At 40.9% G+C, this 17770-nt stretch carries 14 protein-coding genes, 2 tRNA genes and 1 pseudogene; 11 read left to right on the top strand and 6 right to left on the bottom strand.

Annotated elements, in window-relative coordinates:
• Positions 1-101 precede the first annotated feature (101 nt).
• Both AC1HJP_RS12560 and AC1HJP_RS12565 read right to left on the bottom strand, forming a co-directional pair.
• On the bottom strand, positions 102-2198 hold the full coding sequence (locus tag AC1HJP_RS12560) for a hypothetical protein (protein ID WP_480362121.1): 2097 nt from the start codon (positions 2196-2198) through the stop codon (positions 102-104).
• A gap of 272 nt (positions 2199-2470) precedes the next feature.
• Positions 2471-3124 (bottom strand): Crp/Fnr family transcriptional regulator, encoded by a 654-nt coding sequence (locus AC1HJP_RS12565; RefSeq protein WP_404391134.1) that lies wholly within the window; start codon positions 3122-3124, stop codon positions 2471-2473.
• 174 nt (positions 3125-3298) lie between these two features.
• On the opposite strand from AC1HJP_RS12565, the gene AC1HJP_RS12570 reads away from it, so the two are divergent.
• Entirely contained in the window at positions 3299-3520 is a 222-nt protein-coding gene (locus AC1HJP_RS12570; protein ID WP_480362122.1) for a uroporphyrinogen decarboxylase, read from the top strand.
• Positions 3521-3592: 72 nt separating this feature from the next.
• Here AC1HJP_RS12570 and AC1HJP_RS12575 read toward each other — a convergent pair whose 3' ends face one another.
• Positions 3593-5236 carry an amidohydrolase gene (locus AC1HJP_RS12575; RefSeq protein WP_480362123.1) on the bottom strand — a complete coding sequence of 548 codons (1644 nt, stop codon included), beginning with the start codon at positions 5234-5236 and terminating at the stop codon, positions 3593-3595.
• A 177-nt stretch (positions 5237-5413) separates the two neighbouring features.
• Here AC1HJP_RS12575 and AC1HJP_RS12580 point away from each other — a divergent pair, with 177 nt between their 5' ends.
• Positions 5414-5914, top strand: coding sequence for a DUF1543 domain-containing protein (locus tag AC1HJP_RS12580; RefSeq protein WP_480362124.1), 501 nt, complete (start codon positions 5414-5416; stop codon positions 5912-5914).
• Between the two features lie 29 nt (positions 5915-5943).
• On the opposite strand, the gene AC1HJP_RS12585 is transcribed toward AC1HJP_RS12580, so the two are convergent.
• Positions 5944-6162, bottom strand: coding sequence for a hypothetical protein (locus tag AC1HJP_RS12585; protein ID WP_058029020.1), 219 nt, complete (start codon positions 6160-6162; stop codon positions 5944-5946).
• Positions 6163-6584: 422 nt separating this feature from the next.
• Between AC1HJP_RS12585 and proB the strand changes: the two genes are divergently transcribed.
• The 7 genes from proB (at position 6585) to AC1HJP_RS12620 (ending at position 13270) form a co-directional block, all read left to right on the top strand.
• On the top strand, positions 6585-7691 hold the full coding sequence (proB, locus tag AC1HJP_RS12590; RefSeq protein WP_480362125.1) for a glutamate 5-kinase: 1107 nt from the start codon (positions 6585-6587) through the stop codon (positions 7689-7691).
• A 206-nt stretch (positions 7692-7897) separates the two neighbouring features.
• A complete protein-coding gene (locus AC1HJP_RS12595) occupies positions 7898-8902 on the top strand; it encodes a GGDEF domain-containing protein (RefSeq protein WP_480362126.1) in 1005 nt (334 codons plus the stop codon).
• Positions 8903-8944: 42 nt separating this feature from the next.
• On the top strand, positions 8945-9310 hold the full coding sequence (locus AC1HJP_RS12600) for a glutaredoxin family protein (RefSeq protein WP_480362127.1): 366 nt from the start codon (positions 8945-8947) through the stop codon (positions 9308-9310).
• A gap of 96 nt (positions 9311-9406) precedes the next feature.
• Positions 9407-10891, top strand: coding sequence for a glutamate--tRNA ligase (gene gltX, locus AC1HJP_RS12605; RefSeq protein ID WP_480362128.1), 1485 nt, complete (start codon positions 9407-9409; stop codon positions 10889-10891).
• Positions 10892-11043: 152 nt separating this feature from the next.
• Entirely contained in the window at positions 11044-11736 is a 693-nt protein-coding gene (locus AC1HJP_RS12610; RefSeq protein WP_480362129.1) for a DUF3581 family protein, read from the top strand.
• Between the two features lie 87 nt (positions 11737-11823).
• The gene (locus tag AC1HJP_RS12615; protein WP_480362130.1) at positions 11824-13053 is read left to right on the top strand and encodes a DEAD/DEAH box helicase; all 1230 of its coding nucleotides are present in this window, start codon (positions 11824-11826) and stop codon (positions 13051-13053) included.
• Between the two features lie 34 nt (positions 13054-13087).
• Positions 13088-13270: a hypothetical protein gene (locus AC1HJP_RS12620; protein WP_421963762.1), complete on the top strand. Its 183-nt coding sequence runs from the start codon at positions 13088-13090 to the stop codon at positions 13268-13270.
• A 256-nt stretch (positions 13271-13526) separates the two neighbouring features.
• Here AC1HJP_RS12620 and AC1HJP_RS12625 read toward each other — a convergent pair whose 3' ends face one another.
• Positions 13527-14927: an Hpt domain-containing protein gene (locus AC1HJP_RS12625; RefSeq protein ID WP_480362135.1), complete on the bottom strand. Its 1401-nt coding sequence runs from the start codon at positions 14925-14927 to the stop codon at positions 13527-13529.
• A gap of 6 nt (positions 14928-14933) precedes the next feature.
• Positions 14934-17285, bottom strand: a pseudogene (locus tag AC1HJP_RS12630) (ATP-binding protein); the annotation flags it as partial.
• 315 nt (positions 17286-17600) lie between these two features.
• Between AC1HJP_RS12630 and AC1HJP_RS12635 the strand changes: the two are divergent.
• Positions 17601-17676, top strand: a tRNA-Phe gene (locus AC1HJP_RS12635).
• Positions 17677-17691: 15 nt separating this feature from the next.
• Positions 17692-17767: transfer RNA gene (locus AC1HJP_RS12640), tRNA-Thr, on the top strand.
• Positions 17768-17770 lie beyond the last annotated feature (3 nt).

Below are 17770 nucleotides of genomic sequence, written 5' to 3' on the forward strand. Positions count from 1 at the left end.
CTTACTCGCTTACTCGCTTACTCGCTTACTCGCTTACTCGCTTACTCGACAAATAAAAAAGCCGTGCAATGCACGGCTTTAAGTTCAGTTTACTTTATAAATTAAGAACCACCAGTACCTGTTACTGGTTTCTCTGTAGGTACACAGTTAGCTACAGGGATCTCTAATGCAACTTCATTAGCGCTTGCAGTGAATGAAACCGCTTCTGTTAGTGCGTTGTTTGCAGTCGTGTTTGCAGCGCGAGCAGTGTAATCGCCAGCAACTAGGTTATTGTATACAGCTGTACCGTCATTACCTGTACGAATTGAACCTACACGAGAACCGTCTTGGAATAAATAAACAGTTGTAGCAGATGCTGCGCGACCTTGTTGATCTGCGCCTTCCACATTACAAACAAGTTCAGTTTTGAATGGTTGTGCAAATGTTTCTACAGGCTCTTCATTAACAAGAACAACTGTCTTGCCATCTAGCTCACATACATCATCAAGTTTTAAGCGTGTCGCAGTGCCGTCAACTGGGTTATTTTCATCACCTTTAACACCATCGATGATGTTTGCACCATTTTCTAAGAACTGTAAGAAAACAGGGAATGCAGGTGGGCTAAGAATTGTTGATTTGTCGAAGAAGAACGAGTCACGAGCACGTTTTAGCTTACGATAACCGTTAGTTTGAGACTCAACTAGTAGAGAGAATGGTGTGCTGTTTTGTACTTCATTTTCGCCACCGTATACGATATCAAATTCAACGCGGCCGTTAGTACCACATTGACCACGGTTAGGCTCACGCCAGTTGAAGAAATCAAGGTTCCAGTAAGATAAGTGAGTTACTTGTACTGCAACGTTGAAAATACTGTCATTTCCTTCAACTTTTTGTGCAACACCGTAGCTCTCAAAGCTCCATTGCGCTTCATCTGCGTCATAACTCCAAACTGGAATGATGTCACCTTCTTCAACTGGACGAGAAGTAATCGTTCCGCCTTCAACAGTTACACAGGCACCTTTTCTGAAGTAAGCTGAGTTAGTCGCTTTCGAAGGGTCTGTAGCAGTTTTCATAACTGTAGTTTGATCTAGGTTGAATGAACCATCATCATTTTTAACAGTGTAATTAAAAGGACATGCATTCGCAGTGTTTGCATCTACAGTCATTTTCACTTCAATGCTGTTTTTCTTACCGTCAGTCTCACCAAACTCTTTTACTTTGTTACCTTCAGCATCTGTTAATTCGATAGCAACGAAGCCTGCTGTAGTGAATGCACCTGCTTGAGGAGAATCAGCTGCGTCAGCTGCATCGCTAGCAGGTACTGGTACTTCTAGGTCTAAACCACCTGGGAAAACGTCAAGCGTTGAGCTTTCGCGAGCTTGAGAACCTGCATCACCATTGTTGTTTGCTTCTGTTGCTGTACTTGCTTCATTGTTAAAGTAAGCAACTGTTAACTCAGGCGCACTAGTTAGTGGCTTCAGTTCACCTTCTGAGTCACGGTAAAGCATTTGACGACCGCTAGGAATTACAACTTCAACACCGCCTTTATCGTCTTTTTCCGTAGCAGGTTCGATTTCTTTTGCCAGTGTAATTGGTTGAGGGTCACCGTTTTCATCTGTTACTGTTATTGCACCAGTTTCTTCATCAAACGCTAGAGTTTCACCTTCTTTTACTAGCTCAGCAACTGCTTTTGATTCAGCTGCTACTTTTACTGGAGTATCTGCAGAAGAAGTTCTAGGAACTAATCTTACTGTTGCAGATTCGTCAGTATTGTCTGATGAAAGAGTAAACGTTGTACTGTTATTGATGAAGCCATCCGCAGTGAAATTAACAGTAACTGTAACTTCTTCTGAAACGTCAGCAACTGCTGCAGAGAAAATACCAGTACCGGCATTAAGTGTTAGCTCTTCAGCAGCAAGCTCGCTACCGTCTAAAGATACAACTTTATCAGCACCTTTGGTGATTCTTACCGTTACAGGCGCATCAGCCGTACCAAGTGCAGCACCGCTTAAATCTTCTACTGATACAGTGAAAGCGGCAGCTTGTTTTTGAGCAACCGCGCCGTCTGGAAGTTCACCAACAACAACCGTATCTGGCTCTTCTGGTACTGGTGGCTTGATGTCAATGTTGTTGTCATTGTCACTGAAACAGCCTGCTAGGCCTAGAGTAACACCCATTGCTAGGGCAAGTTTGGTTAAATTAAACTTTTTGTTTCCCATGATTTTTACCTTTTCCTTTAATTTCAAGTAAACTGAGAGTGCACTAATTATGTTGCAGATATAAGATCACCTTGCCCCGCAATGCAAATTAGTAACTAGAGAATAATAGCTCATTATTTATTCGTCAAGCTGCTGAATGATACTTTATTAAAAGTTCATATACAAATTTAGAAGCTTAATTTTTTTATTAAAATCAGTCCCTTTTTTTAGGGCTAGCATAAAGCGATATAACAATTAATTTACTAAGTAAATTTGACGCTCTTAAGCGTTCTTTAGCAGGCAAAACTGTCAACAAAGTCGTCTAATGCATCAATGTCTACTGGCTTTAAGCCATCCGGGGTTCTGACAATTAAGCCCTTATCTACTAACTCGGTAACAACTCGGCGATAAGCTCGCTCTGTGGTTGCGAATCGTTCTGCTTCGGCGTTTACTGTGCTATACGCCCTTAGGAGGGTTGGGTTGCTGTTTTCTGCGCGCATTAAACAGTCTTTAGCAATGTTGTAGCTAAGCGGCAATAATAGCTTATCTAAGTTCACTTTTTGGTTTTCGATGAACTTTGCCGCGATGGTTTGTGCGGTATATAAGCTAAGCTCTGGCTGGTCGAGCAATAGTTGTCGCCAATGCTTAAGCTCAATGAGGTTGTACTGCACTTCATTTAAACAGGTAACTGTATATGTACAAGGGTGATTATTGAGCGCTTCAATTTCGCCAATTAAGGTGTTATTACAGTCAAGCTGACCGAGTAATAATCGTCTACCATTACCTACATCGTAACTAAAAGAGACAGTGCCGCTTCTGACCAGTATTAATTTGCTTAATGGTTCATCTTGGTGAATCAGTACATCTTTCTTTGTGTGTACAAAAGTATTACCCGCAAATTGAAGTAATTGTTCAACGAGATTGGCAGAAAAGTGGTATTGGAACATCTAAAAGGCTCTTAGGACAATTGTCCTAGTTAATCACATGTTGCGAAGATAGCATGACTTATGCCTTATGCTAAGTGGTTATTGAGTTTTTACCTTAATTTTTGCAGCCGAGGCATTTCAATAAAATTTGATGTGGCACTTTTTGATTAAGAAAGAAATTTGTTGGAGTGAACGATGAGTTGGGAATATTTAGGGTATTTGGCGTCTGTTTTTTTAGTCTTATCTTTAATGATGACTAATGTAACGAAATTACGTTGGTTAAATTTAACTGGGTGTATTTGCTTCACCATTTATGGTGTGATGATCCAAGCCTGGCCAGTGGCATTTACCAATGCTTTATTAGCATTAGTGAATATTTACCATTTAATTAAGCTTTTTAGAGAGAGTAAGCAATAACTCATAATGTAATACAGAGTAGCCTTAACATCAGCAAAGTATGCTAAGGCCATTATTAAAACACTGCGCTAATTACTTCTTCTCAAAACGCTTTTCACCCGCTATCCAAGTCTGCTCTACGCCAATCTTGAATATTTCATTTTCAGGCACTGTAAAATAATCTCTGTCGATTAAAATAAAGTCTGCCCATTTGCCTTTTTCTAAACTGCCAAGCTTGTATTCTTGAAATGCGGCATAAGCGGCATCCAGCGTGAATGAAGTTAATGCTTGCTCTCGTGATAGCTTTTCATTTTTACGCCAGCCATTTTCTGGTGTTTGTTGCTTCGACATCCGCGTTACAGCTGAATAAAGCCCGTCGAACGGGTTTGCCAGTTCAACTGGGAAGTCTGAGCCAGACGCAACTTTACTGCCTTGTTTTAGAAAAGTTTGCCACGCATAAGCACCTTGTAATTGCTCGTCGCTCAGACGCTTGTCTGCCATATGCATATCAGAGGTGGCATGCACAGGTTGCATAGATGGAATAATATCGAGTTGCTTAAAGCGAGGAATGTCATCAGGGTGCACAATTTGCGCATGTTCAATACGGTTACGAAGTAACTTGCCGCCAACAGTTTTAAACTGGCTTTCATAGCTGTCTAAAACAATGCGGTTTGCTCGGTCCCCAATGGCATGGGTGTGCGCGCTATAACCATGTTTAAAGGTTTTGCTCATTAAGGTCTCGAGTGCAGGTTTATTTTCAAGCATAAGGCCTTTATGGTTTTTTCTATCTTTATAGTCTTTGATGAGTGCTGCACCGCGACTACCAAGAGCGCCATCGGCATAAATTTTTACGCTGCGAATACTTAAAAAATCATTTTGCTTTTTAATCACGCCCGCATCTAGCATGTGATCAAGCTTAGGGCTGCTTGCTGAAAGCATGGCATAAATACGAAATGGTAGTTTGTTTTGCTCTGCTAAATCTTGATATAAGCGCCAGGTATCGTAATCAATACCTGCATCGTGCGCTGAAGTAATACCTAAGCCAAGCAGGTGCTTTGATGCTGCAAATAGTGCGCGCTGCTTTTGCTCAATCGATTGTTTTGGGATATGTTTTAAAACTAAGTTTTCTGCTTTATCGATGAAAATACCTGAAGGCTTGCCTGCCACTTGAATTATTTCACCGCCATCTGGTGATTGCGTTGCTTGGGTAATGCCTGCTAGTTGCATGGCTTTACTGTTGACCCAAATAGCATGGCCATCAACGCGAGTGAGCACAACCGGTCTGTCGCTTACGAACTTGTCTAAATCGGCAGCGGTTGGAAAGGCTTTGTTTTCCCATAAGGTTTGATCCCAGCCTCGGCCAACCAACCACTTATCTGGATTGTTTTTAGTATATACTTGCAGCTTTTTACCTGCAGCTTCTGCTGAAGGAACGCCCCGTAAATCTAGCCTTTGCAGATTGTTACCTAGACCTATTATATGACCATGAGCGTCAATCAAACCTGGTAGTAATGTTTTGCCTTCTCCATCAATAGCCTCAGCTTGAGGAAATTGCTTGATTGTGTCTTTGTCACCATATTTAACGACTTTGCCATCTTTAAAAACGAGGGTAGAAAAGCGTTCAATTTTGCCATCTAGTGTCGGTGTGTAGCCGTTAACGTTATGAATTAAGGTTGTATGTGCTGTGCTTATTGCACTGAAGCACATACCTATTATGAGCGTGAGAGGTTTTATCATTATCTTTCTTCTTATCTGTTGATTTCAGTTTTTGAGTAATATCAAAGAATATTTAATTCCATCGTATTATTTATATCAAGTGTATTAAAGTCTTGCGTGATTATTGCGGCGAGCGGTTTCTCTTGTCACTATACCTATATATACATAGTTTTTAAGCTCTAGTTTTTAAGGAACGTAATGCATCTATTTATGGTTTATTTGGGTGGCCGAATAGCGGGCTGTCATATTGAAATGCACGATATACGCTTTGTGATAGGTGAAAATATAGAAGCGTGTTTTGATAAGTTAAAAGCACAATGGGTTGGTGACAAAAGCAAAGTGCATATGGACAGTTATGTGGCTGTAAAATATGTCGATGGCTATGAAATTACGCTCAGTGAAACGCCTTCATTGCAAAGAGAAAAGTTATTCTTTGTAAATATGGGGGCTTATCGGGCTGATAGTTTAGCCGAGCAACATGAGTTTATGCTGTGTGTGGCATTAAGTCCTGAAGAGGCAAAACAAAAAGCGAAATCTAAGTTATTGCAGGGTATGTCGCACCGACATAAAGACGACTTGTACGATGTGGATGATTGCTTTGCGGTCGACTTATTCGATACGGGTTACAATATTCGCCTAACGCCAAGCGAGAAAACTCAACAACTCGTACCAGATTGGTTTGGCTATCACGTTTTATAAATAACGAAATACGAACAAGCAATTCCAAGTTAGTCGTCTTGCTCTTTTTCTTCTGCTTTAAAGGCCATTTTGATGGCTATGATCACAACCGCAAACATTACAAAGGGCAGTGCCGCTAAACTGTATTCAATGATGTGGCTATCTTGATAGTTGGGTTGCAAAATAAAATGACCGCCAACACAAAGCAAAATGCTGATAAAAAGCAGTGGCAGCATCATTAGTTCTTTTTTCTTTGAATGTTTCTTCATATCTACTCTTTAATTTCTGTTCTATTGCTTTGTGCTGTTTGGCTATTGTGCAAGTACTTGAAAAAGCCGCTTTGATCTTAAACATAAAAGTTAAATAACCTTAGCTCTGGATAATAAATCTATCTCCAGCGGCTACTTTCAACGTTAACCGCGTTGAATTTACTTGCAATAGGCCAGCAATTGACGCGTAAATTCGCCTAGTTATCGATAAAAGTCTCCGGCTGCAGATTTGAAAAATCAATTATCATCTTAATATCAATGCGTTAGTAAATCTCTTAACCAAAGCTCAGGTTAAATAAAAAGCGGTAATTACCCGCAGTATTTAAGCTGTGCGCATATTAGCATTGACTGTGAAATGAATAAATTTAACTTGTGCAAAAAACTGGCTCTGATATAACCAAAGTGTATTCATTGGGGGAGTTATGAACAAAAAATTGGTTGTGGTAAAGCTGGGAACGAGTGTGTTAACAGCAGGGAAGTTGCATCTAAATAAACCAAGAATGGTTGATATTGTGCGTCAGTGTGTTGAGCTAAGAGAAAGCGGCTATAAAGTAGTTATCGTCTCGAGCGGAGCCGTTGCGGCTGGGCGCAGCCAACTTCCCACACCCATAGGTAACTCAGTCAGTGAAAAGCAAATGCTCGCTGCAATTGGGCAAGGCCAACTTATCCATCAGTGGCAGTCGCTGTTTGCCCTTTATGATGTGCCCGTTGCACAAATGCTATTGACGCGCGCCGATGTAGAACACAGAGAGCGCTACCTGACGGCGAAAGACACTTTAACGCAGATTTTAAAGCATGATGTTATTCCTATTTTTAATGAAAATGATGCAGTGGCAACGGCCGAAATCAAAGTGGGAGATAACGATAATTTATCGGCGTTGGTGGCAATATTAGCCAATGCTGAAAAGCTTATTTTGCTCACTGACCAAGTCGGTTTGTTTACCGCCGATCCACGCTCTAACCCTGATGCAGAGTTGATCACGCAAATTAGTGAAATCGATGACAGCGTAAAATCTTTAGCGGGTGATTCAGGGACATCGCTCGGCACCGGCGGCATGGCGACCAAATTACAAGCCGCACAAATCGCGCAACGTGCCGGCATTGAAACCATTATTGCAAAAGGTTCTGAGCCGAATATTTTAGTCGAAGTACTAAATGGTGAAGCGCCAAGCACTCGCGTGTTAAAGTTTGATGCACCACTTGAAGGTCGCAAAAAATGGCTACTCAGTGGTCCAAAATCCACAGGTACGATTATTTGTGATTTAGGGGCGGTAGAGGCTTTAACTTGCCAAGGGGCGAGTTTATTAGCAAAAGGAATTGTTGGGTTAAATGGTGTGTTTACCCGAGGTGATTTAGTCACTTTAATTGATAGCCAGGGCAAGGCGTTTGCAAAAGGCTTATGTGCGTTTAATAGTCAAGAGTTGGAGCAAATTAAAGGGCTACACAGTCAAGATATAGCTAAACAGCTTGGCTTTGGGCTTTCTAACGTCGTTATTCATCGTGATGATTTAGTGCTACTCACTTCTTAAACTAGCGTCTTTTATTAAGTCTCCACTTAGCAGACTTAATTAATAGAGCAGGTACTAAAGCAAAGCTGTCTTTATATACTTGTGAGCTTGTTAATTTCTTATCAAGCTCATTTTTAATAAGTTTATTTATTAAGCTATTTTGAAAGTTTGGGTATTTAGTGTGATGCCATCTACACTTTAGTAAAGTCACTTTAGTCCAAGTATCTATGCAAACATCAAACTGTGGTTACGGGTTAGTTAAACAGCTGGTTTCTCAAAAAAAAGAGAATGACCTCAAACAGTGCTTTAGTTTAATTTTACAAGACCTTCTAAGTGACCGCTTTGATGCTTATTTCTTCAGTAAAAAATGCTGCCACATAAAGGCGCAAATAGAGTTTCAATTTACCGTCCATGCCTCAGGGGTAATGCACCAAGAAGAATATGATGCATATTTAAAACTGTTTAAAAATGCCATCCATGAACTACCTGAACATATTAAGTTATTAAAACAGCCGACCCGCACACTATTTTTTGCAAAAACAGATATTCATCCTCTAGGTGGTTTAATCATCACCAACAAAGCACATAAAGAGGGGAAAGTACTACTGACTGATAAAGAAGAAGGGCTTATTTTACATTTGCTTGATGTCTATTTCTTACAGATGCAGTTACTGCACAATAGCGCCATTGATCCCTTATCTCAGCTCCTAAATAGACAAAGCTTCGAGCAAAAGCTCACAGAAATAATGCACAATGAAAGTCGTTTTCAGCAAAAAAAAATAGACCAAGAACAGCATTGGTTTTTGGCCATTCTTGATATTGATCACTTCAAACAGGTCAATGATACTTTTGGTCATGTAATCGGCGATGAAGTGATTGTACTCGTATCGCAACTTTTGAAATCGCATTTTCGATTTGATGACTTATTGTTCCGCTATGGTGGTGAAGAGTTTGCCATCTTATTTATGACAGAAAATGCTGATCAAGCATGGAAAGTTTTAGATAGAGCGAGAGAGTTAATTGCAAACACGCGTTTTCCACAAGTAGCAAATGTGACTATGAGTATTGGTTTTATTCAAGTGGGTGATGACTATCAATTGTCTGAATTAGTGAATAAGGCTGATATGGCGCTATATCATTCAAAAGATAACGGCCGTAACCAAGTCAGTGATTACCAGCAACTCAATATTGTACAGCAAGCCGTGTCGGGCAGTGATATTGAATTATTTTAATTTGTGATACACTCCGCGGGATTTTTAAGCGTTGGAGTTATTATGAAATTTGTTCGTTGGTTTTTAGGCCGTATCATTCTTCTTTTAAACTTTATTTTCACGCCTAGAAGTAAAAAACGTGAAGCACAGGCGCAGCAACAGCTTGATGCAAAAACGCAGAACTTTAAGCTTTATCAATTTGAAGCATGTCCTTTCTGCGTAAAAGTACGCCGTACTATCAAACGAGAAGGTTTAAAAGTTGAAACTCGCGATGCAAAAAATAACGAAACTTATCGTCAAGAGCTTGCTGAGCAGGGTGGTAAAGTTAAAGTGCCATGTTTGCGTATCGAAGAGCAGGGCAAGGTGACTTGGATGTATGAATCAAGTGACATCGTTGCGTTTTTGCAAGGCTTAGATAAAGCCGCTTAAAAAACTCAAAATACTAGGTAATTTTTTGTCGAATAATGGCGGGTGTGCTAGCATACCCGCCATTATTTTATTGTCTGATCAATTAAGAGAAATCACATGACTATCCGTACTCGTGTAGCTCCATCACCAACAGGTGATCCGCACTTAGGCACAGCTTATATTGCCCTTTTCAATTACTGTTTTGCTAAGCAACAAGGCGGTGAGTTTGTTCTTCGTATTGAAGATACAGACCAAGTGCGTAGCACGCCTGAATCAGAGCAAGCGATCATGGATAGCCTGCGTTGGTTAGGCCTTAACTGGGATCATGGTCCAGATGTGGGCGGTGAGTTCGGTCCATACCGCCAGTCAGAGCGCAGCGATTTATACAAGCAATTTGCGCATCAGCTAGTTGACGAAGGCAAAGCGTTCTATTGTTTCGCAACAGCCGAAGAGCTAGACGAGATGCGCGAACAGCAAATGGCTGAAGGTCTTCGTCCTAAGTACGACGGTCGTGGTCTGTTGTTAAGCGAAGACGAAATCAAAGCAAACCTTGAAGCGGGTAAACCTTACGTTATTCGTATGAAGATCCCATCTGAAGGTAGCTTCAAGTTTAATGATTACCTACGTGGTGAGATTGAGATCCCGTGGGAAAACGTAGACATGCAAGTGCTTTTAAAAGCAGATGGTTTCCCAACGTACTTCTTAGCGAACGTTGTTGATGATCACCACATGCAGATCAGTCATATCTTCCGTGGCGAAGAGTGGATCAACTCAGCACCTAAGCTATTAAAGCTGTATGAAGATTTTGGTTGGGAAGCGCCTGTACTTGGTCACCTTCCATTACTTCGCAATCCTGACAAATCTAAGTTGTCAAAGCGTAAGAACCCGACGTCGATTAACTACTACAAAGAAATGGGCTTCTTGCCAGAAGCACTGCTTAACTATTTAGGTCGTATGGGTTGGTCAATGCCTGATGAGCGTGAAAAGTTCACCCTGGCTGAAATGATAGAGCACTTTGACATGAAGCGCGTATCGCTTGGTGGCCCAATTTTCGACATCGATAAACTAAACTGGTTAAACGGTCTTTGGATCCGCGAAAACCTATCTGATGAAGAACTGATTCAGCGCTTTGTTGATTGGAAGTTCAACGGTGAGACGTTATCTCGCATTTTACCTCAAGCTAAAACGCGTATTAACAAGCTGTCAGACTTAGTGGACCTAGCAGGTCACTTTGTGGGTGGTATTCCAGAATACGACCCTGCACTATTAACTGCGGGCAAAGCAGATGAAGAAGTTGTTCGTCAGGCACTTCAATTCTTTATTTGGGAATTAGAAACGCTTCGTAGCTGGACAAAAGATGAGATCTTCGCGATTGCGAAAGCAGTAGCAACGCATCACGAGTTGAAGATCAAAGATTTCTTAGAGCCAATCTTTGTTGCCATCACAGGTAAAACGTCTTCAACGTCGGTTGTAGATGCAATGGAAATCTTAGGGTCAGACTTATCTCGCGCACGTTTACGTGTGGCACTAGAGCACATTGGTGTGTCTAAGAAGCAAGCTAAAAAATTAGAAAAAGCATATCGCGACTACCCAAAAGCTTAAACTAAAACTTTGATTCATATCGACTTAAAGGCCACTTTATTTCAAAGTGGCTTTTTTATTGGTGCATTTTTGCCAATTTCACAACAGATACGACCTCTCTAACAATTTATTCTGCTAATATAGCCCGTCCTTAAAGTTGTGGAACTAGATGTATGTTAACGCCTTACTACCAACAAGATGCTGAGTTTGTCACGATCACACGTGAGCAGGGTAGCCAATTCGCTAAAAAAGTAGCAGATGACTTTAACCCATTGCATGATGCTGATGCGAAGAAGTTTTGTGTGCCAGGTGATTTATTATTTTCACTGGTATTATCGCGCTATGGTGTAAGTGAAAACATGTACTTCAAATTTGAAGGCATGGTTGACGAAACGTCACAACTTCAGTTTCCTGAAGCGGCAGATGAGTTTGCTGTAACATCAAACGATAAAGTAATGTTATCGGTGAAGCGAGATGGCGAAACAAGCCAATGCCCAACTTTAATTGAGAGCTTAACAAAGAATTACGTGGCTTTCTCAGGCACAACTTTCCCGCATATGATAGTGCCAGTAATGGGTGAAAAAGAGGTGATGATCAACCCTGCACGCCCTATGGTTATTTACGAATCAATGGCTATTCACTTTGATGATATCAATGTAAAGTCGGTGGAACTAGAAACAGATACACCTGAGTTCGAATACGAAGGTAAACGCGGCAAAATTATTCTTAAATTTAACTTCATCAGTGAAGGTAAAAAAGTCGGTCGTGGTGAAAAGCATATGCTAGTGTCTGGTATTAAAGCCTATGACCAACAGGCAATCGACGACTTGATTGCTTATTACAATGAGCGCAAAGCAACTCTTTAAGATTATAATAAACAATATCACCATAAAGCGCGCCTCAGGCGCGTTTTTGTTATACTGCACACAGTTTATTTATTCGCAGTGATACTTATGTCTTTCTCCTCCTTTTCTTTGGCACCGGCCATTCATTCTGCTCTTGAAACACTCGGGTTCGAAAAACCAACGGATATTCAATCGCAGACTATTCCACTTGCACTCACAGGCAAAGACATCATCGCGACTGCGCAGACTGGTACGGGTAAAACTGCGGCGTTTATGTTGCCGATCCTGAATAACCTATTAATGGATGAAACAAAACAAGGCCAAGTTAGGGCGCTAGTACTTGCGCCAACGCGAGAGCTAGCGCAACAAGTTGCTGAGAATACTCAGCAATATGCAGCTAATACTGAATTGAAAGTGGTATGTCTGTATGGTGGTGCCAATATTAGCCCTCAAGAGAAGCGTTTGAAGGCAGGCGTTGATATTGTCATCGCAACGCCAGGGCGTTTACTCGATCATTTAATTAAAGGCACTTTGTCACTCAGTCAACTTGAACATTTGGTTTTTGATGAAGCAGATAGAATGTTAGATATGGGCTTTATTGGTGAGATAAAACGCATTATGCGTCATGTACCTGACTCACGACAAACCATGCTGTTTTCAGCAACTTTAGATGAAAGTGTTGAGAAGCTGGCTAGTCGTTGGTTATCCGATCCTAAGCGTGTAGGCATAGAGCAGCAAAACACCACCGTTGAGGCGATTGAACAAACCTTTTATGCAATAGACGAAGAGAAGAAAGCTGCTGTCATTGCCTATTTAATTGGTAAGAATAATTGGCAGCAAGTGTTGGTGTTTACTCGCACTAAAGCGCAAGCTGATAGCCTTGTGAAAGAACTAATCAAAGATGGTTTGCCGAGCAGTGCAATTCATGGCGATAAATCACAAGGCGCTCGAGATAAAGGCTTAACGCAGTTTAAAGAAGGCAAAGTACGTGTGCTTGTTGCCACTGACGTTGCGGCGCGTGGTATAGACATCAGCACATTAGATTATGTAATTAACGCTCAGCTACCTTATGTGGCTGAAGATTATATTCACCGAATTGGTCGTACAGGTCGAGCTGGGCGCTCTGGTAAAGCTATTAGCTTAGTCAGTCAAGATGAGCAGTGGCTACTTGAAGAGCTTGAAGTGTTATTAGATGAGCGACTAACCCCACAATGGCTAAGTGGTTTTGAACCTGATTTGACCCGAGAGGTCAAAGATAACCGTAAGAATACTAATAAAGCACGTAAAGACAGAGATAAAAAACGTGTACTTGGGCAGCGCCAACGCAGAAGAAGATAGCCTAGCTTTCTGGCTTAGTAAAACAGGAGTTTTTATGAATGTACTGATTATAATTGGCAGTTTAGTTATCAGCTTATTAATTTTGATCCCACTGTTAGAGCGTTATCAGGAGAGTTTAGGGCTACACAAGATGCAAAAATATAGTAAGTATATTTTGCCTTTAGTGATGGTGTCTTTGGTGATCAAACTGATTTATATGCTTTGGCATGGAAGTTAACCTAAACTTTTCTTAGTTATACCAATCCTCTTAATTAAGTGATCTATTTTGAGGCAAGGAAAACTTGTCGATAACGAGGCGGAAATTTTGCTATTTAGTTGTTCTAATTGAGAAATTCCCAACGAAGTTAGCGTCAGTTTTAGTCCCTCAAAATGATTGAGTATTATTGAGGGTTGGTATTAAAGCTAATCACAATAAAACAGCTATAGAAAAAAGCCCGCAGTTTAAAACTAGCGGGCTTTTTATATCTGGCGACTTACTCTGAACGTTGCTTGATGAAGTCTTGCATGAACATCATCGCATCGGTGTAGTAATCGTCTAATTTGTCTCTGAAGCTAATTAGCTCATCAATGTTTAATTCGCGGTCTTTACATGCCTGTTCGAATTGAATCGCGATTTCAGCCACTTGCATTGCCCCCACGGTCTTTGAAATCGATTTAAGCTGGTGGCAGTCTGAGATGATCTTGTCTTGTTCGCGCGTCATGACATTGGCAAATATATCGCGGATCAACTCACTACTTTGTTCAAGGTACATTCTGAAGAAACGCAGTTTTTTCGCTTCATCGTGATTGACGTATTTATCAAACATATCAATATCGACTACAGCGAGTGTTGATATATCGACTTGCGGCTCTTCAATACTTTCTTCAGCAGGTAAATCATCTTCGGTAGTAGCCTGAATATCTGGCTCAACCTCGCTTGATTCTGGCTCTATAGCTTTTACTTCATTAGGAGTATCAACTTCAATAGGATCTTCAATTAGCACTTTTATTTCAGGCGTAACATTTTCTTGAGTGCTTGCAGGGTTAAGTGCATCTTGCGAAGTCCCTTCTGGTGCTAAACCAAAGCTTGGTGTTGGAATAGTATTATCAGAAGCCTGGGTTGTAGGTTTAGCTTCCCAACTTGATTCTAATGAAATGCTACTTAAAGAGCCGGTTAAAGCGTTTGCCTGTGAAGGAGTTGCAGATCCAACCTGTTCAGTTTCTTCAGTTAAAGTATCTGTTATCGCAATTTCTGTTTTATCTTCAGAAGAGGCTGAATCAGTTTCATCAATATCATTAAGGTTTTGCCAATCAATATTGTCTTGGCTGTCTACTTCAATATTATCGATATTGATCTCATGCTCAAACTCATCTGCTTGTGCGTTGCTGGCATCGTCTTTCCATTCTAAATCACTGTCAGTCTCGCCAAATTGGCTCAGGTCTAAAGTCTCTTCAGGTGGCGTGTATGAAGAAGGTGTAGATGATGTTTCTTCTTGCCATTCTAGGTTATTAGCTTGGTTAGACTGTAATGATAAATCAAGATCATAGTTAGCTTCATGAGTGGTTGTCGATTTTATCTCTTCTACCTCAGGCTCTTGCCACGACAAATGATCATTATCTGTTTCGGTTAAAGCATCTATATCTAAAGTATGAACATCTTCTTCTATTGCAGCTTTTAGTTGTCTAGGTCGCTCTTCAGACCAGCTTAAATCAGAGTCAAAAACTGTATCCGCATCAGGTATGTCTTTTTGTGGCTCATCATCAGCTACGTTTTCAACATGCGTGGTTTCATCCTTTGCTTGTTGAGTGCTAGAAACAGAAAGCTCGTTTGATGTTTCTTTGTTATCAATAGACAGAGAAGAGTCATCATCGCTACTTTCTTGCGAAGCCGACATTTGAACATGTTTTTCAGGCTGCCATTTTGCAAGTGTCGCTTCTAGTACATTTAATTCAATCGGTTTGGTAATGTAGTCATTCATGCCTGTTGCAATACAACGCTCTTTTTCACCTTTTAAGGCATTGGCTGTGACAGCGATAATGTAAGGCTGAGCTTTGATATCATTGCTTTTTTCTGCTTCATCACGAATGGCTTTAACCATGTCATAACCTGACATTTTAGGCATATGTAAATCGGTCAGAATGATCGGATAGTGGTTTTTCTTCCACATTGCTAACCCTTCTTCCCCATTTTCAGCGACTTCAACGCCATAGCCTAGTAAATGAAGTTGGTCTGTGAGTACCTGCTGGTTCAGCACATTATCTTCGGCCAATAGTACAAGCTTATTCTCTGCGCGTGCTTTATCGACATTTAAGAAGTTATTGAAAGAGGTCGCTTTCTTTAATTGCTTCGGTTTATGTAAACCAGCAGCAACCATTACCGATGTCATAAAGCTGCTCTTACATAATGGTGCCGCATTCAAATAGAAAATATTAGCGTGATTAAGCGCAGACTCGTCCATGGTGCTTAATACAATAACTTGCTGTTTATTTTGTTCTAGAGAATAAAGCAGAGAGCGTAACTGGTCATTCACTGGTGCCATGCCGTCTAAGCCATCAAGCACCCAAATTAAATTTGGTGTGTGCTGGAATTCTTCAGCTTCATCAATTGAGTCAATGGCGTAAGTATTCGCGCCCATAAATGAAAGGTAACGACACAGAATTGCTTTACGAGCGGGGTTATCAGTGAGCACAACAACAGGTTTCTGTGCTAGCACTGCTTTGTTAGCATATTCAACTTTGCCGTCGGTACTAAATGGTAATTCGACCACAAACTCACTGCCCATCCCCAAATCACTGGTGACATTAATTGAGCCCAGCATGAGCTCAATTAGGCTCTTACAAATCGAAAGGCCTAATCCGGTACCACCATATTCACGGGTGATCGAGTTTTCAGCTTGAATAAACGGATTAAAGATCTCACGCAACTGCAGTTGCGTCATGCCCTTACCGTTATCTGTCACAGAGAACCTTAACGTGTAATGCTCAGACGTATTTTGTGCAACTTCTACTGCGACTTTTACAAAGCCTTGTCGGTTTTCGTCTGTGGTTGTGAACTTTATGGCATTACTACACAGGTTATATAAAACCTGACGAACACGAATATTGTCGCCAATTAGGTTTTTAGGAATATCTGGGGCGATTGCCAGTTGTAAGTCGAGTTTACGTTTTTTAGCCACAGAAGATAAAACGCGTGCCACTTCTTCAATGGTATCGGTAACAGAAAAAGCGGTGTTATCTATTTGTAGCTTGCCGGCTTCAATTTTAGAGAAGTCTAGAATATCGTCCAAAATACCCAGCAAAGAGAAAGCTGAATCACGAATGATGGTACTGAGGCGGTGTTGTGCACCATCTAAGTCTGTTTGGCGTAATAAATCAATTGTACCAATAACACCATTCATCGGTGTTCTGATCTCATGACTCATAGTCGCTAAGAAGGTCGTTTTGGCTTCATTGGCACGTTCGGCGTTCATAGTCGCCTTTTCAAGCGCCAGTGTTCTAGCTTGTACTTCTGTTTCTAAGCTAGTTTGAAGCTGCTTGAGCTCTTTTTCAGAAGTTTGATTATTGTCTATCGAAGTCTGCACTTGTTGTAGTACATCATTAATAGATTGAGCTACTTCGTCAAAACCAAATCCTAAGTTGCTATCAATGAACCTTTTATAATCTTGCTCTTCTGTCACCTTTTTAAGTTCTGATTTTAGCTTTTGCTTGTCAGTCGCAAGCTGTTGAGCGAGACGGCGTTGTGCAAGAAGTGCAAAACCAAATGCCATCAATAAAGCCAGTGCAAATAAACCATATGCGATATTGCTTGTGTTGCTGCTGGTTTTTACTTTGTGCTGTATAACCAATTCGCCAACATATTGTCCATCAAGCTTTAAAGGTTGATGAACAGTTAGCGTGTTGCCAACTTTAAATTGCTTCACTTGTGAAATTGGTGCAATTGCAGTTTCGTTACTTTGGAATATGAGAGCGGGCTCTGCCATACCCGTCATACTATATAGATAATATTGGGTGTTGGGATCGGCCTCTGAAATACCAGCCAGTAACTTCTTAACCTGACTGAACCCTTGTTTCATCATAGTATTTGCAAGTGGTTCAGAAAGCTGCTGTGCTTGATTGGCAAAATCAATTTGTGGTGCTTGTTGTGATTTAGGAAGAAAGTACGCGGCTGCAGCACAAATAGAGCCAACAGTTAATATACTTGTTAGCACCAGAGGTAAAAAGCCTGATAGTTTTATATTCTCAGAGTTTGGCATTGATAAGGTCCGATTTAACTGCTCTAGAATTTGATTATTATTGGTTTATTAAGTACCCAATCGTAACATTGTCTTGTTATTAAAGCTCGCCGTTTTTAAGCATTTTCCATTCAACCTTTAAGCATGGTTATCTCTTTTTAGTGACGTACTTTTGAGCAATTAAGACACTGTTTGTACAAACTTTGCTATTGATGGTTGAAAACTAAGCAAGCAAACGTTGCTTTTAAAAAAAGGGTTGACTTGAAGGGGCAAAACTCGTTTAATACGCCGCACGCCCAGACGGTTACCAAGTTTAATCGTTTAGGTGATGTGTTTGCCCAGATAGCTCAGTCGGTAGAGCAGAGGATTGAAAATCCTCGTGTCGGTGGTTCGATTCCGCCTCTGGGCACCACTTATTTTCGGTGTTGCCGACTTAGCTCAGTTGGTAGAGCAACTGACTTGTAATCAGTAGGTCATCCGTTCGACTCGGATAGTCGGCACCATTT

The sequence above is a fragment of the Pseudoalteromonas sp. NFXS53 genome, assembly GCF_056629255.1.